18 protein-coding genes and 1 tRNA gene are annotated in these 17,872 nt (G+C 33.0%); 14 read left to right on the forward strand and 5 right to left on the reverse strand.

The genetic code is table 11. The features are described 5' to 3' along the window. Positions 1 to 8: 8 nt before the first annotated feature. The 14 genes from D9R05_RS09950 to D9R05_RS10015 all read left to right on the forward strand — a co-directional run bounded on the left by D9R05_RS09950 (position 9) and on the right by D9R05_RS10015 (position 13,635). Positions 9 to 1,244 carry an FtsW/RodA/SpoVE family cell cycle protein gene (locus D9R05_RS09950; RefSeq protein WP_240463023.1) on the forward strand — a complete coding sequence of 412 codons (1,236 nt, stop codon included), beginning with the start codon at positions 9 to 11 and terminating at the stop codon, positions 1,242 to 1,244. Then, positions 1,241 to 2,347, forward strand: coding sequence for an undecaprenyldiphospho-muramoylpentapeptide beta-N-acetylglucosaminyltransferase (murG, locus tag D9R05_RS09955; RefSeq protein ID WP_121667083.1), 1,107 nt, complete (start codon positions 1,241 to 1,243; stop codon positions 2,345 to 2,347). The genes D9R05_RS09950 and murG overlap by 4 nt, the downstream gene beginning before the upstream one ends. Beyond that, positions 2,348 to 3,706, forward strand: a complete 1,359-nt coding sequence (gene murC, locus D9R05_RS09960; protein ID WP_121667084.1) for a UDP-N-acetylmuramate--L-alanine ligase — start codon at positions 2,348 to 2,350, stop codon at positions 3,704 to 3,706. Then, positions 3,696 to 4,412, forward strand: a complete 717-nt coding sequence (locus D9R05_RS09965) for a cell division protein FtsQ/DivIB (protein ID WP_121667085.1) — start codon at positions 3,696 to 3,698, stop codon at positions 4,410 to 4,412. The genes murC and D9R05_RS09965 overlap by 11 nt, the downstream gene beginning before the upstream one ends. A gap of 12 nt (positions 4,413 to 4,424) precedes the next feature. Continuing rightward, positions 4,425 to 5,792 (forward strand): cell division protein FtsA, encoded by a 1,368-nt coding sequence (ftsA, locus tag D9R05_RS09970; protein ID WP_121667086.1) that lies wholly within the window; start codon positions 4,425 to 4,427, stop codon positions 5,790 to 5,792. A 48-nt stretch (positions 5,793 to 5,840) separates the two neighbouring features. Then, a complete protein-coding gene (gene ftsZ / locus D9R05_RS09975) occupies positions 5,841 to 7,862 on the forward strand; it encodes a cell division protein FtsZ (protein ID WP_121667087.1) in 2,022 nt (673 codons plus the stop codon). A gap of 95 nt (positions 7,863 to 7,957) precedes the next feature. Further along, positions 7,958 to 8,407 carry a GatB/YqeY domain-containing protein gene (locus D9R05_RS09980; protein WP_121667209.1) on the forward strand — a complete coding sequence of 150 codons (450 nt, stop codon included), beginning with the start codon at positions 7,958 to 7,960 and terminating at the stop codon, positions 8,405 to 8,407. An 18-nt stretch (positions 8,408 to 8,425) separates the two neighbouring features. Further along, positions 8,426 to 8,499: transfer RNA gene (locus D9R05_RS09985), tRNA-Arg, on the forward strand. Between the two features lie 208 nt (positions 8,500 to 8,707). Beyond that, positions 8,708 to 9,007, forward strand: coding sequence for a hypothetical protein (locus D9R05_RS09990; protein WP_121667088.1), 300 nt, complete (start codon positions 8,708 to 8,710; stop codon positions 9,005 to 9,007). A 7-nt stretch (positions 9,008 to 9,014) separates the two neighbouring features. After that, a complete protein-coding gene (locus D9R05_RS09995) occupies positions 9,015 to 10,949 on the forward strand; it encodes a tetratricopeptide repeat protein (protein ID WP_121667089.1) in 1,935 nt (644 codons plus the stop codon). A gap of 97 nt (positions 10,950 to 11,046) precedes the next feature. After that, positions 11,047 to 11,550, forward strand: a complete 504-nt coding sequence (locus D9R05_RS10000) for a cupredoxin domain-containing protein (protein WP_121667090.1) — start codon at positions 11,047 to 11,049, stop codon at positions 11,548 to 11,550. Between the two features lie 11 nt (positions 11,551 to 11,561). Beyond that, positions 11,562 to 12,191 carry a T9SS type A sorting domain-containing protein gene (locus D9R05_RS10005; RefSeq protein ID WP_162984946.1) on the forward strand — a complete coding sequence of 210 codons (630 nt, stop codon included), beginning with the start codon at positions 11,562 to 11,564 and terminating at the stop codon, positions 12,189 to 12,191. Between the two features lie 78 nt (positions 12,192 to 12,269). Beyond that, positions 12,270 to 12,626: a Na(+)-translocating NADH-quinone reductase subunit F gene (locus tag D9R05_RS10010; RefSeq protein WP_121667092.1), complete on the forward strand. Its 357-nt coding sequence runs from the start codon at positions 12,270 to 12,272 to the stop codon at positions 12,624 to 12,626. A gap of 4 nt (positions 12,627 to 12,630) precedes the next feature. Next, complete coding sequence (locus tag D9R05_RS10015; protein ID WP_121667093.1) at positions 12,631 to 13,635, forward strand: FAD:protein FMN transferase; 1,005 nt, start codon at positions 12,631 to 12,633, stop codon at positions 13,633 to 13,635. Position 13,636: 1 nt separating this feature from the next. Here D9R05_RS10015 and D9R05_RS10020 read toward each other — a convergent pair whose 3' ends face one another. Genes D9R05_RS10020 through gpmI form a run of 5 tightly spaced genes read right to left on the reverse strand, consistent with a single transcriptional unit; the run spans position 13,637 to position 17,856 of the window. Further along, positions 13,637 to 14,404 (reverse strand): class I SAM-dependent methyltransferase, encoded by a 768-nt coding sequence (locus tag D9R05_RS10020; RefSeq protein WP_121667210.1) that lies wholly within the window; start codon positions 14,402 to 14,404, stop codon positions 13,637 to 13,639. After that, on the reverse strand, positions 14,404 to 14,982 hold the full coding sequence (locus tag D9R05_RS10025; protein ID WP_121667094.1) for an HNH endonuclease: 579 nt from the start codon (positions 14,980 to 14,982) through the stop codon (positions 14,404 to 14,406). The genes D9R05_RS10020 and D9R05_RS10025 overlap by 1 nt, the downstream gene beginning before the upstream one ends. Then, positions 14,963 to 15,769 carry a type I methionyl aminopeptidase gene (gene map / locus D9R05_RS10030; RefSeq protein ID WP_121667095.1) on the reverse strand — a complete coding sequence of 269 codons (807 nt, stop codon included), beginning with the start codon at positions 15,767 to 15,769 and terminating at the stop codon, positions 14,963 to 14,965. Before map ends, D9R05_RS10025 begins: the two co-directional genes overlap by 20 nt. Positions 15,770 to 15,802: 33 nt before the next feature. Continuing rightward, complete coding sequence (locus tag D9R05_RS10035; protein WP_121667096.1) at positions 15,803 to 16,345, reverse strand: TlpA family protein disulfide reductase; 543 nt, start codon at positions 16,343 to 16,345, stop codon at positions 15,803 to 15,805. Beyond that, positions 16,345 to 17,856: a 2,3-bisphosphoglycerate-independent phosphoglycerate mutase gene (gpmI, locus tag D9R05_RS10040; protein WP_121667097.1), complete on the reverse strand. Its 1,512-nt coding sequence runs from the start codon at positions 17,854 to 17,856 to the stop codon at positions 16,345 to 16,347. The genes D9R05_RS10035 and gpmI overlap by 1 nt, the downstream gene beginning before the upstream one ends. Positions 17,857 to 17,872 lie beyond the last annotated feature (16 nt).

A 17,872-nucleotide genomic window follows, 5' to 3' on the forward strand; every position in this document is an offset into this window, starting at 1 on the left:
TCACACAAGTGGCAGAAAAACAAAAAAATACACGAATTAATATTTTCACATATCTCAAGGGCGATAAGTTTATTTGGGCTATAGCAGGGCTGTTGGCTGTTTTTTCTTTTATTCCTGTGTATAGTGCAAGTAGTAATATTGCTTATTTGTATGGTGATGGTAGTACGTTTCAGTATTTAGTTTCGCATTTTATTCATTTGTTTTTAGGTTTTGCCATTATTTACGCAGTTCATAGAATTCCTTATCATTATTTTCGTGGACTTTCAATTTTGATGATTCCGGTAGTTATTGTGCTATTATTTTACACCTTAGCTCAAGGAACCACTATTGATGGGGCAAATGCCAGTAGATGGATTAAAATTCCTATCATCAATAAAACCTTTCAAACTTCAACTTTAGCGGCGGTTGTTTTAATGATTTATGTGGCAAGGTATTTATCAAAAATTCATACAAAAAAAGTAAGTTTTAAAGAAACCATTTTACCATTATGGGTTCCTGTTGGATTTATTTTAGCTTTAATTTTACCGGCCAATTTTTCTACTACTGCGATTATTTTTGCAATGGTTCTTGTACTTGTTTTTTTAGGCGGTTATCCCATCAAATATTTGGGAATTATTGTCGCGTCAGGAGCATTGTTCTTATTAATTTTTGGACTTACTGCAAAAGCGTTTCCGGGCGTATTTCCTAACCGAGTAGATACGTGGATTAGTCGTGTAGAAAATTTTGCTAATAGCGAAGATACCGAAGCCGATTATCAAATAGAAAAAGCTAAAATTGCTATCGCACGAGGTGGTGTAGCAGGAACAGGAATTGGTAAAAGTGTGCAACGTAATTTTTTACCGCAATCTTCTTCAGATTTTATTTTTGCCATTATTGTTGAAGAAATGGGATTAATAGGTGGTTTGGGAGTCATGTTTGCTTACTTGCTTATTCTTTTTCGATTGGTTATCGTGTCTACAAAAGCACACACGGTTTTTGGAAAATTGCTAGTTATAGGTGTAGGTTTACCTATTATTTTTCAAGCACTCATTAATATGGCAGTGGCTGTAGAGCTATTTCCTGTTACGGGACAAACGCTCCCATTAATCAGTAGTGGAGGATCTTCTATTTGGATGACTTGTTTAGCCTTAGGAATTGTGTTGAGTGTTAGCGCTAAACGAGAAGAGATGAAAGCGCGAGAAGAGAAGGAAATAGAAGAAAGTGAATCAGAAAATCCGTTGGATGTTTTAAGTGAAGCAATATGAGAAAACTAAAATTCATATTATCGGGAGGCGGAACAGGCGGACATATTTATCCGGCGATTGCTATTGCCGATGAATTGAAAAAAAGGCATCCCGAAGCTGAATTTTTATTTGTTGGTGCAAAAGACCGCATGGAAATGCAAAAAGTTCCTAAAGCCGGTTATAAAATAAAAGGCTTGTGGATTAGTGGTTTCCAACGAAAACTTTCGCTAAAAAACGCCCTGTTTCCATTTAAGTTGATCAGTAGTATTTTAAAATCACATAAAATTTTAAATCAATTTGAACCTGATATTGTTGTTGGTACCGGAGGTTTTGCTAGCGGTCCTTTATTAAAAGCGGCAAACCAAAAAGGAATTCCTACCTTATTGCAAGAGCAAAATTCTTATGCAGGAATTACCAATAAATGGTTGGCTTCAAGTGCTAAACGTATTTGCGTAGCCTATGAAAATATGGAGCGCTATTTTCCGAAAGAAAAAATAAGCTTTACCGGAAACCCTGTACGACAAGATTTATTAGAAATAAATTCTAAAAGGGAAGAGGCAATTAATTTCTTCAATCTCGATAAAACCAAAAAAACTGTATTGGTTTTAGGCGGAAGTTTAGGAGCACGAAAAATAAACCAACATATAGAAAAACACATTCCGTATTTTGAAGATGAAAATGTGCAAGTCATTTGGCAAACCGGAAAATTATATTTCTTAGACTATAAACATTACGAAGCTAGTCCGCATTTTAAAATTTATGAATATTTAGATAAGATGGCTTTGGCTTATGCAGCGGCAGATATCATTATTTCTCGTGCAGGAGCAGGTTCAGTAAGCGAATTATGTGTAGTTGGTAAACCGGTTATTTTTATTCCTTCACCAAATGTTGCTGAAGATCATCAAACAAAAAATGCATTAGCAATTGCTCAAAAAAATGCGGCAATTTTAATACAAGAATCAAAACTCGATGAAGAATTTACAGGCAGATTTTCAAGTTTACTCAAGTCTGAAGATCAGCAAAGAGAACTGTCAGAAAATATAAAAAAAATAGCAAAGCCCATGGCAACAAAAGCTATTGTAGATGAAATAGATCGATTAATTATAGAGAAAAATAACAGTTAATTGAAGGCATTTAACAACATAACGCATATTTATTTTATCGGTATTGGTGGTATCGGGATGAGTGCGCTTGCCCGTTTTTTTAAACTAAACGGAAAAGTAGTTGCCGGATACGATAAATTAGAAACTGAAATTACGCAAAAACTTCAACAAGAAGGAATTGCTGTTTATTTTTCTAATCAATCGCAAGAGATTCCTGTGTCTTTTCAGGATAATAAAAAGACATTGGTAGTTTATACTCCCGCTGTTTCTAGGGAAAATCCGTTGTTTCAATTTTTTAATCAGAAAAACTTCTTGATTAAAAAACGTGCAGAAGTATTAGGAATGATTACTTCGGGAATTCCCACTTTAGCAGTAGCTGGTACACATGGTAAAACCACGACTACTGCCATCTTAGCACATATTTTGAAACAGTGCGGAGTAAAACTAACTGCTTTTTTAGGGGGAATTAGTGAGAATTATCAAACAAACTTTATTGCTGACGGGAACGAAGTTATTGTAGTTGAAGCCGACGAATTTGACCGTTCTTTTCTGCATCTAACACCCAGTATAGCTGCAATAACTTCTATGGATGCCGATCATCTAGATATTTATAAGGACGAAAAAACTCTGCAAGAAACCTTTCATGCTTTTGCAGCAAAAATAGCCAATGAAAATCACCTGTTTTATAAAGCAGGCCTACAAAATATAGATGGAAAAACTATTGGTGTTGAAGAAAGAGCAGATTATGCGGTAAAAAATATTCAGGTAAAAAATGGCAGGTATAATTTCAATCTAGAAACTCCAAAAAAATTAATTGAAAATATTGTTTTTTCTTTACCGGGGAGGCACAATCTTTTTAACGCAGCAACCGCTTTGGCAATGGCTATTAAATTTGGTCTAGATGAAGATAAAGCCGGTGAAACCTTAGCTTCTTTTAAAGGAGTAGATCGCCGTTTTACATATCATTTAAGAAATGAAAATCATGTATTAATTGAGGATTATGCCCATCACCCTACTGAGATAAATTCAGTTTATCAAGCAGTTGCAGAAATGCATCCTCATCAAGAAGTTTTAGCAATTTTTCAGCCTCATTTATTTAGCCGAACTAAAGATTTTATGAACGAATTTGCAGCAAGTCTTTCAAAATTTAATAAAGTGGTTTTGCTTGATATTTATCCGGCTAGAGAAGAAGCAATTCCAGAAGTTACAAGTGAAGTATTACTGAGTTTAATTTCAACTGAAGATAAACGTTTAGCCCAAAAAAGTGATTTGTCAGAAATCGTTAAAAAATCAAGTGCAAAAATTATTGTGATGATGGGTGCAGGAGATATTGGAGTAGAAGTAGAATCCATAAAAAAAGTTTTGCAAAATGAAGCTTAATTGGAATTACATAAAGGCTTTTGCACTTCTAGTGTTGGTAGTTTTTTTATACAGTTTTTCTGTAAAAAGACATGCCAAACGCAGCATAAAATCTGTTGAGGTTAATTTTTCTAACGGAGAAAACCTATATGTTACTGAAAATGCGGTTAATAAGTTGTTGATAGTAAATTCAGATTCATTGAAAAATGTAAGCAAAGAAATTTTAGTTTTGAATAAGCTAGAATCGCTGTTAGATAAGCATGAGATGATTGAGGATGCTGAAGTTTACTTAAGTGTAGATGGCACATTAGGAACGCAAATTACACAACGTAAACCCATAGCGCGCGTAGCAGGAAAAAAGCATTATTATATAGATGCTCGTGGAAAAAAAATGCCTTTGTCAACAAATTATTCAGCACGGGTTCCATGGGTAGCTAATATTTCGGAAAAAGAAATTGAAGAAATTTATCCCTTGCTTAAAAAGATTGAAGAAGATGAGTTTTTGACAAAGCATGTAACATCAATAAATCACCTGCAAAATGGTAATTATCAATTGAAGTTACGAACGTTGAATTTTGATGTACACTTCGGAAAAATAACAGCGCTCACAAAAAAGATAGACAATTTTAAAGCATTTTATAAAAAAGCCCATATCGATAAAAAACTCGATGCATACAAAAGCGTGAATTTACAATTTGAAAATCAGGTTGTTTGCACAAAAAAGTGACACTTTTTGACTATGGAAGATAAAGATATTGCAGTAGGACTAGACATAGGAACCACAAAGATTGTGGTGATGATTGGCCGTAATAATGAATACGGTAAAATGGAAATTTTAGGGATTGGTCGTTCCAAAAGTTTAGGAGTACATAGAGGTGTAGTAAATAATATTACACAAACCATACAATCTATTCAGCAAGCAGTGCAAGAAGCAGAAGCCGATTCTGGAATTAAAATAGATGCTGTAGTAGCGGGTATTGCCGGACAACACATTAGAAGTTTACAGCATAGTGATTATATCACGCGAGACAATTCTGATGAGGTTATTAGCGAAAAAGATATTTATACGCTTTGCAATCAAGTGCATAAACTAGTAATGCTTCCGGGAGAAGAAATAATTCATGTACTTCCACAAGAATTTAAAGTTGACGGACAGGCTGAAATTACAGAACCAATTGGTATGTATGGTGGCCGTTTAGAAGCAAATTTCCACGTAGTTGTAGGGCAAATTTCTTCAATCAGAAATATTGGTCGCTGTATAAAAAGTGCTGGTTTAGATCTTACAGGTGTAACCTTAGAACCCTTAGCTTCAGCTAATGCAGTTTTAAGTCAAGAGGAAAAAGAAGCCGGAGTCGCGTTAATCGATATTGGTGGCGGGACTACAGATTTAGCCATTTTTAAAGACGGTATAATTCGGCACACAGCAGTAATTCCTTTTGGAGGAAATGTTATAACAGAAGATATTAAAGAAGGTTGTTCTATCATAGAAAAACAAGCCGAGTTATTAAAAGTGAAATTTGGCTCTGCTTGGCCGGGAGAGAATAAAGATAACGAGATTGTATCTATTCCTGGTTTACGAGGAAGAGAACCTAAGGAAATTACCTTAAAAAACTTGTCTAAAATCATTCACTTTAGAGTAGTGGAAATTATTGAACAGGTTTATTTAGAAATAAAAAATTACGGTCACGAAGAACAAAAGAAAAAACTTATCGCCGGTATTGTAATCACCGGAGGTGGTGCACAATTAAAGCACCTAAAACAATTAGTAGAATATATCACTGGAATGGATACCAGAATAGGTTATCCTAATGAACATCTTGCAGGAAATAGTGATGAAGAAACCACTAGCCCGATGTACGCTACAGCAATTGGATTAGTGCTTAATAGTATAGAAAAATTAAAGAAACAAGAAGAAGAAATTGAAAAAAAGGAAGAAGATTCAGTTCCGGTGATGGAACAATCTTTTGATCAAGAAACTCCGGAAGCAGAAACGGAATTGGATAAAGACCCGGAAGCTCCAGAGGTAAAGTCAACATCTAAGAAAAGAAAAAACATCTTCGAAAAATGGTTTGAAGATTTTAAAGATTTTTTAGATAACGCAGAATAAAAATAGCTAAGAAAAAGAATACACTAAGAAACCGAAAATTATAGAATTATGAGCAGCACAGAATTCGACATTTCATTTGACCTTCCCAAAAACCAGTCCAATGTCATTAAAGTTATTGGCGTTGGTGGCGGAGGTTCTAACGCGATCAATCACATGTTTCAGCAGGGCATTAACGGAGTAGACTTTGTAGTTTGCAATACCGATTCTCAAGCCCTGGAAAATAGTCCGGTGCCTATTAAAATTCAATTAGGTGTTAATTTAACCGAAGGTTTAGGAGCTGGAGCGAATCCTGAAATTGGAGAACAAGCTGCCTTAGAGAGTTTTGAAGATTTAAAAACGATGCTGGATACCAATACAAAAATGGTATTTATTACAGCAGGAATGGGAGGTGGAACCGGAACAGGTGCTGCCCCAATTATTGCCAAGCAAGCTAAAGAAATGGATATTTTAACTGTTGGTATTGTTACCATTCCATTTCAGTTTGAAGGTAAAATGCGAAATGAACAAGCGCAGTTGGGAGTAGAAAAACTTCGTAAAAATGTTGATTCGCTAATTGTAATAAATAATAATAAGCTAAGAGAAGTTTACGGTAATTTAGGATTTAAAGCTGGTTTTTCTAAAGCAGACGAAGTCTTAGCAACCGCTTCTCGAGGTATTGCAGAGGTAATTACACATCACTACACGCAAAACATTGACTTGCGAGATGCAAAAACAGTGTTGAGTAATAGCGGAACTGCAATTATGGGGTCTGCTGCGGCTTCAGGAAGTAATCGTGCACAAGAAGCGATTATGAAAGCCTTAGATTCTCCCTTATTAAATGATAATAAAATTTCCGGAGCCAAAAATGTGTTGCTGCTAATTGTTTCTGGTTCTGAAGAAATTACCATAGATGAAATAGGTGAGATTAATGATCACATTCAGGCAGAAGCCGGACATAGTGCTAATATTATTATGGGAGTTGGGGATGACGAAAATTTAGAGGAATCTATTTCGGTAACCGTAATTGCTACGGGATTTAACATGGAGCAACAAAATGTTATTGTAAATACTGAAACAAAAAAAATAATTCACACTTTAGAAGACGAACAACGCGCGGTACAAAATCTTACCCCAAAAAATGAGGGTAACCTAAATGCAAACCCGGCACAAGCAGTTCCAAGAAAAGAAGAGCCAAAAAAGATAGTTCATACTTTGGAGGAAGAGCCGGTAAGAAAACAGGAATTACCTAAAAGAGAAAACCCTTCTAATGAAATGGAATTAATACCTACTTCAACCTTAATTAAGGATTTAGAGGTAGATTATGAAGAAGTGAAATACGACGAAGACGATTTTGTTATCATAGAAACTCAGGATCATGACGATGTCAGAAATATAGAAGTAAACGAGCCGGAAGAAGTTGTTTCCGCTTCAACAAGTACGGAGCCGGAAGAACAAGGAATGTTCACTTTCGACTTTCCGATGAAAGAAGAAAAGCAACAACCGGAATCTCATAATCAATCAGAAAATGAAGAAGAGCGAATTGTGTTTAGTCTAGATGATGATACTGCTAATATGGAGGTGAATGAGCCAGAAGATATTAGTGAAGCACATACATCAGACTCTTCCGCGCAATCTCAATCTTCAACTGAAGAAAAGCGTTATAGTTTGGAAGATTATATGGAGTTGGAAGACAGTTTACAAAGTGCAAAGCCTTCATCAAAACCAGCAGAGGTTCAAGAGGAAAAACCATCTTTTGAGGTGAAAACAACCCCAAAAAAAGAGGAAGCTAAAGCTGAAGATCTTAATGCTGAGGAAGAAATAGATCCGTTTAATAATCCTATTTCAGAAGATCTTATAGCACGTGCTGCAGAGCGTAGAGCACGTATGAAGAAATTCAATTATAAGTTTAGAAACAATTCTAATATAGACGAGATTGAAAAACAACCGGCTTATAAAAGAGCAGGAGTAGACTTAGATAAGGATCAATCGGAATCTGATAGGAAACTATCAAGAACTTCAATAAGTAAAGATAGCAATGATGAGACTACCTTTAGGAGTAATAACTCTTTTCTACACGACAATGTAGATTAATAAAGTTGTCGATAATAAACCCGAAGTTTCCTGAAAATAAACTTCGGGTTTTTCATTTAGAATATTTATCTTCGCTTTTTTTAAAGCAAATTAGGATGAGTTTAGAGAAAGAGGTAATGACCCAAATGAAAGCCGCAATGAAAGCAAAAGATAGCGCGGCATTAGAAGCATTGCGAGCAGTTAAAGGTGCAATTCTTTTAGCAAAAACAGAAAATAATCATCAAGAACTTACCGAAGAAGAGGAAATTAAACTTGTACAGAAACTTGTAAAACAACGTAAAGACAGTGCTCAAGTTTATAGAGAACAGAATAGAGAAGATTTGGCAGAACCTGAAGAAAAACAGATAGAAGTAATTGCTCAGTTTTTACCAGAACAGCTATCTGAAGTAGAAGTAGAAGCAAAAGTTGAACAAATAATTGCAGAAAGTGGAGCTGAAGGCATGAAGGATATGGGTAAAGTAATGGGGATAGCTTCTAAAGAATTGGCTGGAAAAGCCGATGGAAAAACAATTTCTACTATTGTAAAAAATAAATTATCCAATTAACATTATAATTGGTAATTAGGCTCCGTGGCGCAACTGAATAGCGCATCAGATTTCGGCTCTGAGGGTTGCAGGTTTGAATCCTGCCGGGGTCACAACAGCCTCCACATTTCGTGGAGGTTTTTTTATGCCAACACCTGATTAATTATTTAATTTAATAACTTTTATGTTGTTGATATTTAGTTTAATACGTTAAAGTTTAGTAAATTTCATATCGTAATTAATATTTTGAATAAATATTTAAAATTATTTATATTTTTATATCATGAAAAATTATATATTTATTTAAACACTTAAATTTTTATGAGATCAATAATTTTAATTCTTGTTTTTTTAGTTATAGTGGGCTGTAAGCAAAAGCAACATGAGAGATTAAGCACAGACAATGCATCGGTCAATTTTTCTAAAACTTCGGACTATATGTCAAAAGAGGATGAAATATACTCTTATCTATTGGTTAATGAAATACCGGAAGATTTTCCTAAATATATAAAAGGCGAAAATGAAACAGAATATAAAAAGAGATGTATTTTGTGGGCGAAGGAAAATTTAGAGCTTATAAAACCAAAACATAGACAAAAGGTTAGGAATTATAAAAAATAAGTGTTTTATGATATTAACTTCTAGGTCTACGGTAAAATTTCTATACTTATTTTTATTTTTTCTACCATTCTGTATTTATTTTAATGCTATAGATAATGAATATGCAATTGACGATAATATTGTAGTAGATGGAGTAGAAAAGGTTGATGAAGGTTTGTCTGGTATTTCGAAAATTTTTACAACTCATTACTCAACTGATGATAGACAAAACTATGGATATAGACCAATAACGCAAGTTACTTTTGCTTTAGAGAAAGAGTTTTTTAATAATCTTCCTGCAAATCAAACAATAGTAGAAAAAACAAGAAATAACAAATTAACTCAAGCAAATATTAGTCACTTTATTAATATTTTGCTTTATGCTATTACAGTAGTTATTTTATTTTACTTTTTGCAGTTAATTACAATTCAAAAAAATTTATTATTGGCTTTTTTAATAAGCCTTTTTTTTCTTCTACTCCCAATTCATACAGAACCTGTAAATAATATAAAAAGTCGAGATGAATTATTAGTCTTTATTTTTATTATCATATCATTGATTTTCTTTGTAAAGTATTCTTTAAAAAGAAATTTTCTTTTTGTTTTTCCTGCCTTGATTTTTGTTTTTCTAGCAGTTTTGTCAAAAAAATCTGGAATAGCTTTGTTAGGTTTAGTTCCGGTTGTTTTATTTTATATTAAGGGCTCTACAAAACAAATTATAGTAGCTTTTTTATCAATTTTAATTATGTTGTTTGGTGTTCTGTTTTTAAAAAATAATTTAATTAATGAAAACGCGATCCGACAAATGGAATATTTTGAAAATCCATTGTTTTTTGAAGGAGATTTATTTGATCGAATAGCAACAGCTTTTTATTGTGCATTTTTCTATTTAAAGATGATGATTTTCCCTCAAGAGCTTTCTTTTTATTATGGTTTTAGCAAAATCCCAATAGTAAATTGGTCTCATTTAGAGGTTTGGTTTGGAATCATAATTTTTTTTCCATTATCGTTGTTTGGCTTATGGAAATTAATGAAAAGAGATATACTTGGCCTAGGGATTGCAATTTGGTTAGGTACTATGATAGGCGTGTTAAATATTTTTGAACCTGTTGTAGGAGTTGTAGCAGATAGATTTGCTTATATATTTTCATTAGGTTTTTGTATTGTTGTTTCTGTTTTATTAATTAGAATTTTTAAAGTGGAATACACTAAAAGTAATATTGTTTTAAATAGTCCTAAACTTTTAATTGTAATTATAATTTTAATAAGCTTGCCTTATGTGTTTAAGACTATCGATAGGAATAAAGATTGGGAAAATTATTTAGTTCTTTATAGAAATGATATAAAACATTTAGAAAATTCGGCAAAAGCTAATGTAATGCTTGCTAATGAAGTTTCTGTATTAATAGAGAATACAAATAACTCTTATCATAAAAGAAAATTAATAGATGAAGCTTTAAAAAGCTATAAAACTGCTTTAAAAATTGATCCAAAATATGGCGCTGCTTTAAACAACTTAGCCTCTATACATATAAAATATTTTAATGATTATAATTCAGCTTTACCACTTCTATTAAGAGCTGAAGAAAATAATCGTGATGTTACATTTTTAAATATAGCTTTAACTTATTATAATTTAGGCGATTATGAAAAGGCAGTTCCGTATTTCACCAAAGCAATTGAAAGAAATCCTGACAATGAAATTTTGTATGATAACCTTTTTCACATGTATGATACGAGTAATTTAAAAAGTCAAATTTTATATAATATAGAACTAATTAACTCTGATATGAAAAATAAGAGTTACGATTTTAATATCAATATAGGTAAATTTTTATATCGAATTGGAGAATATAATATGGCATTAGTTTATTATGAAAATGCTTTAAAAATAGATCCTAAAAATAAAAAACTAACACTATTTATTGATCAGTTAAATTATTTTATCCTAAACAATACCTAGGTGTTTTTGTTTGTATAAATATTATATAAAAGTTAAATAATTAAAAAGTATTTGTTAAATGTGTTATTTTTATATTTAAAATATAAAAACATTAATCATGAAAAAAATTACTTTATTTTCTTTTTTACTACTTAGTAATATTATTTTTTCTCAAACCACCTATAATTTGGACTGGGAAATAGGAATGAATGGGGCAAATGCAAGTTTGACTATTGATGTTGGGGATACTGTTATCTGGACCTGGACAGATTCTTCTCCACATAGTGTGAGAACTTTACCTGAAAGTCAGGAAACCTTCGATAGCGGAATTTCATCTGGTGTAGGAACAACATTTTCATTTACATTTACTGAAGCAGGTATAAATGATTACCAATGTGGTGTACATACAACTTCAATGTTTGGAACTATTACTGTGGTTAGTGCAACACCGACTTGTGATGATCCTTCAAACTTAATGTCGATGAATTTAACCGACGATTCGGTTGATATTTCTTGGACAGAAAACGGTACAGCAACTGAATGGGAAATAGAATATGATCCAGCTGGATTTACACAAGGTAATGGGACATTACTTGTTGATAATGATGGTGTAATTCTATAACGATTAATTCGTTGAGTAGCAGCACACCTTACGATGTATACGTACGTTCTATATGTTCTAGTTCTGAAAGTAATTGGGTTGGTCCGTTCTCTTTCACAACCTTAGCAGAACCTTGCTTAGACCCTTCTAATCTTACTAGTTCAAATATAACAGAGAATTCTGCTGATCTTACTTGGACAGAAAATGGTACGGCAGATGAATGGGAAATAGAATACGGACTTAGTGGTTTTACACTTGGAAATGGGACTACAGTACTAGATGACGATGGTACTTTAGGGGAGACTATTTCTTCCTTAGATCAAGATACTCCCTATGATTATTATGTTCGTTCCTTGTGCGATGTTAACGAAAGTCTTTGGGTAGGACCATCTAGTTTTACAACATTATTTTTAGGTGTCGAAGATCGTTTATTTTCAAATTTTTCATTTTATCCTAATCCTGTAAAAAACAAGATTTTTGTGAATAATGATCAAAAAATTCAACAGGTAGAAATTTTTAATTTATTAGGTCAATTAGTTTTTGTTGAAAAACCTAGCTCTAAGTCGTTTATTTTAGATTTAGAGATGTTGAAATCTGATTTTTATTTATTAAAAGTAACTCAAAATGATAGGCAAAGAGTTTTTTCTTTTATTAAAGAATAGCTTGTATTAAATTTTTAGCCGATGATTTTTTCATCGGCTTTTTTATTTCTTGATTTAAATTTATAGTATTTTTGAACTATGAGTAAATTGAGTGAACAAGAGTTGCATAACTTAGCAATGAATACCGTTGGTAAGAAGCTTGAAGAGGATAGTTTTGAGTTTTTAGCTGTCAATAGTAAACTAAAAAAAGATCCTCAGTTTGTAGCGTTAAAAAATAAAAAGCTACACTTTATTATTGTTAGAGCAGTCCGGTATCCAGATAATCCAGAAAAATTTGATGAATCTTTTATGGATACAATTAAAGAACACGCTAACAAGTTTAATGCTAAAACTTATTATGCAGGAGTAGGTATTGCAAATTCTTCAAATTACGACTTACCAGTAGATCACCAAAATGATTATTTAATAAATTATCAAGGATTGCAAGAAATTTAGAAGTATGAAAAACTACATTTATATTTTAATCACATTTATTATTTTTTCTTCTTGTGATAAAAAAACTACTCCTAAAGTAATTACAGGAAATGCATTGGGTACCACTTATAGTATTCAGTTTTTTTCTACTAAGAAGTTTCCTGTTCAACAAAAGATAGATTCTGTTTTTGAAGTTGTAAATGCTTCTATGAGTACTTATATACCAAATTCAGATATTTCAAAAATAAACAAGGGTGAACAAGATATTCGGGTAGATGATATGTTTAAAGAGGTATTTTCTTTGTCTAAGAAAATACATAAAGAATCCAATGGTTTTTTTGATCCTACTGTTGGGAATTTGGTGAACTTTTATGGTTTTGGTGCTGATAAGTTTAATTTAGAAAAAAGTACTGAAAAGCTGGATTCGCTTATGCAATTTGTAGGCTTTGATAAAGTGAAATTGAATCATGATGGACGAATTATTAAAGAAGATCCGCGAATTTATATAGAGTTTAATGCCATTGGAAAAGGTTATGCCGTAGATAGAATATCAGCAATGCTTAATGCTAATAATATCAATAATTATTTAGTTGAAGTAGGAGGTGAGCTCAATACAAGAGGAAAAGACTTGCAGGCTGACAAAAATTGGTATGTTGGTATTGATGATCCATTGCAGAACGAGAAGCGTGATTTAGTAAAAATAATAAGCTTAAAAAATCGCGCAATGGCTACTTCAGGAAATTACAGAAAATATAGAATTGACAGCGTAACTGGACAAAAATACGTGCATACTATTAATCCTAAAAACGGGTTATCTAAAAAAAGTGATTTGTTAAGTGCTTCCGTTTTAGCTAAAACTTGTGCTGAGGCTGACGCTTATGCAACAGCTTTTATGGCTATGGGCTTTCAAAAAAGCAAACAATTAGCTAAACAACTTCCAGAAATTGATGTTTTTTTTATTTATGATGAAAAAGGAAGCCTTAAGAGTTTTTCAACTCCTGGATTTGATAAAGTAATTGTCAAAAAGTAGTTTAAATTTTATGACAAACCGGAATTATTTCACCGGAGGCTAGACAAAATTTCTCAATTTCTGAAATTGAAAGTTTACTAGTGTAGTCAATTTCATCTACTTTAAATCCGATACTACGCAATTTGCTGAAATAGTCTTTTCCGTAGATTCTTACATGATCATATTGTCCAAAAATTTTCGCACGTTCTTTGGGATCTGTAATTGAATCATCTTGAAAAGTTTTTTCACGATTTAAGTCTTGAGGAATTTGCAAAATTGCCATTCCGTTAGGAGCAAGTACTCTAAATAATTCCTGCATTGCTTTAGTGTCATTTGGAATATGTTCTAAAACGTGATTACAAAAAATAATATCGTAGGTGTTATCTTCAAAAGGGAGATTACAGATATCAGCTTTAATATCTGCTAGAGGAGAATTTAAATCTGTTGTGGTGTAATTTAAATGCTTTAAGTTCTTAAATCTTTTGTAGAAGGCTTGCTCTGGGGCAAAATGAAGCATTTTTTTTGGGGCGCTAAAAAAATCAGTTTCACGTTCTAAATAAAGCCAAAGTAACCGATGTCTTTCTAAAGATAGCGTACCCGGTGATAAGACATTTTCGCGTGTTTTTTCATACCCATACGGCAAAAACCTTCTGTAGCTTTTGCCGTCTATTGGGTCTGTGTATTTATTTCCGCGTAAAGCAAATGCTAAAGCAGGCTTTACATAATAACTCATTTTAATGAGTAGCGGACGGGGAATTGTGTTAAGAAACTTTTTGAAAACCTTCTTAATCATACTTTAATATCACCCCAGTTTTCTCCTGTTTTAATACGGTGAAGTTGCATTTCTGAAACACCAAATTGCTTTGCTAATACTTTTAAACGTGTTTTTCGATTTGGATCGAGTAATTTACGTTTTAAAATCGTGGCTTCTGCATAAGTCAGTTTCGTATACGTTCTTTTTCCGCTAGTACGCTTAGCAATTACTTTAGGGTTTTTGTCTTGGTGTTTTTCCCATTGTTTGCGGTTAACCCAAGCTAAATTATCTAAAGAATTATCTAGTTTATCATAATTTTTATGTATTACGAAAATGGCATCGTCTGGCTTTTCAAGAAAGGCTTTTGCCATAAGTTTGTGTACGTAAAAATTCTGCCTTTTGTCAGATTTTAAGCGTGTGTTAACTACTTTGTAGCCGTTTATTTGGCTTCCTTTTAAAATAGATCCATGCTTACTTTTTACATAATTCATTACTCTTCCTTTATTAGATAGAGCAAGTTCATATCCTTTTTCCCAGTTGTCTTCATAATAAAAACGCCATTCTTCAACTAGGTTGTTGTTCACGTAGAATGACTCATACTTTTTTAAACTCATTTTCTTCATCACTTTTTATTCCCAAAGATTCATAAATATAATCAAAGGTAGATAGCAATTGGGGGTTACCATCTACCAAGGCTACATCGTGTTCAAAGTGTGCACTTGGTTTTCCATCTTGTGTTAGAATAGTCCAGCCATCACGCAATTGTTTTATACGTTTTGTACCTTGATTTACCATAGGTTCTATAGCTACAACCATTCCTTCAATAAACTTTTTTCCTTTACCACGTCTTCCGTAATTTGGCATTTCAGGGTCTTCGTGCATGTTTCTTCCTAATCCGTGACCTACAAGTTCTCGAACTACGCCATAACCATTTTTCTCAGCATGATGTTGAATGGCGTGACCAACATCACCTACACGATTTCCTTTTTTAAATGCTTTTATGCCTTCGTAAAGACTTTCTTTAGTAACTTCTAAAAGTCTTTTAGTTTCTTTATTTACTTCGCCTACTTCAAATGTATAGGCATGATCGCCGTAAAATTCATTTTTTACAGCACCGCAATCTATGGATATAATATCGCCATCTTCAAGCGGTTTGTCATTAGGGATTCCATGAACTACTTGCGCATTTGGACTCATACATAACGAGTTTGGAAAATCATACATTCCTAAAAAACCCGGTACAGCATCGTGGTCTCTAATAAATTCTTCTGCCAATTTATCGAGGTGTAATGTTGTTACACCTGGTTTTACTTCTTTGGCAAGCATTCCTAATGTTTTTGATACTATGAGTGCGCTTTCGCGCATTAATTCTATTTCTTCGCTTGTTTTTGCTATAATCATTAACTTATATTATCAACGGTTCTTTGTACAGCCTTATTCTTCAGCATAAGGATTTGCATATTCTTTTTTAGATACAATCTGAAGAATATCTTCTTCAAAATTTTCTTGAGGAAACTCTACAAAACGATTTACTTCATTACCCTTTTTATCGAAAAAAATAATGGTAGGTACGCGGTGAACGTTTAATCCTTCTTCATAATTTTTATCGGTAGATTTTCTTCTGTTCATAGCGTAAACGCTAAGGTTATCTAAATCATATTCTGCAATATCTAAAAGTTTAAAGAGCTTAGGAACTTCTCTTCTGCTGTCTGGACACCAAGTGCCCATAAAAACCTTGATGGTGTACTTGTCTATTTTTCTTCCTATTTTCTTCGCTGTTTTGTCTGTAGGTTCATAACTATTATAAGCTTTAGTGAACCAAGATTCTGTATATCCACTTTCAAAATCATTCTTAGAAATTAACCCGGTATAATTTTTATCATTTGGTGTTAATTCTTTATGATCTGTTTGTGCATTTAATTGAAATACACTTGTTGATAAAGTTAACATTATCAGCAAGATAGTTATTTTTTTCATTATAATAATGATTTTTGAGTCATTAATTTAGGTTTTTCTATATCCATAAGCTCTAAAAGAGTGGGAGCAATATCACCTAAAATTCCATTATTTATTTTTTGTCGGTCTTTATCTATTAAAATTACAGGCACAGGATTCGTGGTATGGGCTGTATTCGGACTTCCGTCTGCATTACGCATGTTTTCACTATTTCCGTGGTCTGCTAAAATAATAATGCTATAATTTTTTTCTGCAGCTTCAACAATTTTTTTCACGCATTGGTCTACTGTCTCGCAGGCTTTTATGGCTGCATTAAAGCTACCCGTGTGGCCAACCATGTCTGGATTTGCATAGTTTATACAGAAAAAATCGATTGAGTTTTCTTCAATTTCAGGGACTAATTTATCTGTTAATTCTTCTGCGCTCATTTCAGGTTGCAAATCATAAGTGGCAACTTTAGGGGAATGAACTAAAATTCTTTTTTCTCCTTTAAATGGTTTTTCTCTTCCACCAGAGAAGAAAAAAGTAACGTGTGGGTATTTTTCGGTTTCCGCAGCTCTTAGTTGTGTTTTGCCTGTGTATTCTAGCACTTCACCTAATGTGGCTTTTAAATTATCTTTTCTGAAAACTACATTTATATTAGTGAAAGTTTCATCATAAGTAGTTAACGTCACAAAATACAAAGCTATTTTTTTCATGTTATACTCTGCATTATCTTCTTGTGATAATACTTGAGTCAGTTGTCTTCCACGGTCTGTTCTGAAATTAAAAAACAAAACTACATCTCCTTCATTTATAGTGGCTACAGGGAGTGAATTTTCTGTGAGCACAATAGGTTCTATAAATTCATCAGTAATATTTTTCTGATAATTATTTTCGATTGACTGAACAGCATTTTGGCTTTTATCTCCTTTCCCATGTACTAATAAGTCATAAGCTTTTTGAGTACGTTCCCAACGTCGATCTCTATCCATCGCAAAATAACGCCCAATAACCGAAGCTAGTTTGCTTTCTGTTTCCAGTAAAGTTGATTGTAAATTAGCTATAAAACCCTTGCCCGACTTCGGGTCAACATCTCTTCCATCGGTAAAAGCGTGTACATATTTTTTTTGAACACCAAATTCTTGTGCAGCTTTTAATAAGCCTTTTAAATGATTTATATGAGAATGAACTCCACCATCACTTGTAAGTCCTAAAAAGTGAATGGGTTTGTTGTTTTCTTTTGCATAATTAAAAGCTTGCTCTAAAGCAGGTTCGCTACCTAAAGCATCATTTTCTACGGCTTTATTAATTTTTGCTAAATCTTGATATACAATGCGTCCAGCACCTAAATTCATATGGCCTACTTCACTGTTTCCCATTTGTCCGTCGGGCAAACCAACATTCATACCATCTGTACGTAATTGCGCATTAGGATAGTGTTGTAAAAGTGAATCTACAAATGGAGTTTTTGCATTTGCAATTGCAGAAGCCTCCGGGTTTTGTGTAATCCCCCAGCCGTCTAGGATAAGTAGCATGGCTTTCTTTGACATATGAAAATTTTGGATG

The sequence above is a fragment of the Mesonia aquimarina genome (assembly GCF_003667275.1).
Lineage (GTDB): Bacteria > Bacteroidota > Bacteroidia > Flavobacteriales > Flavobacteriaceae > Mesonia > Mesonia aquimarina.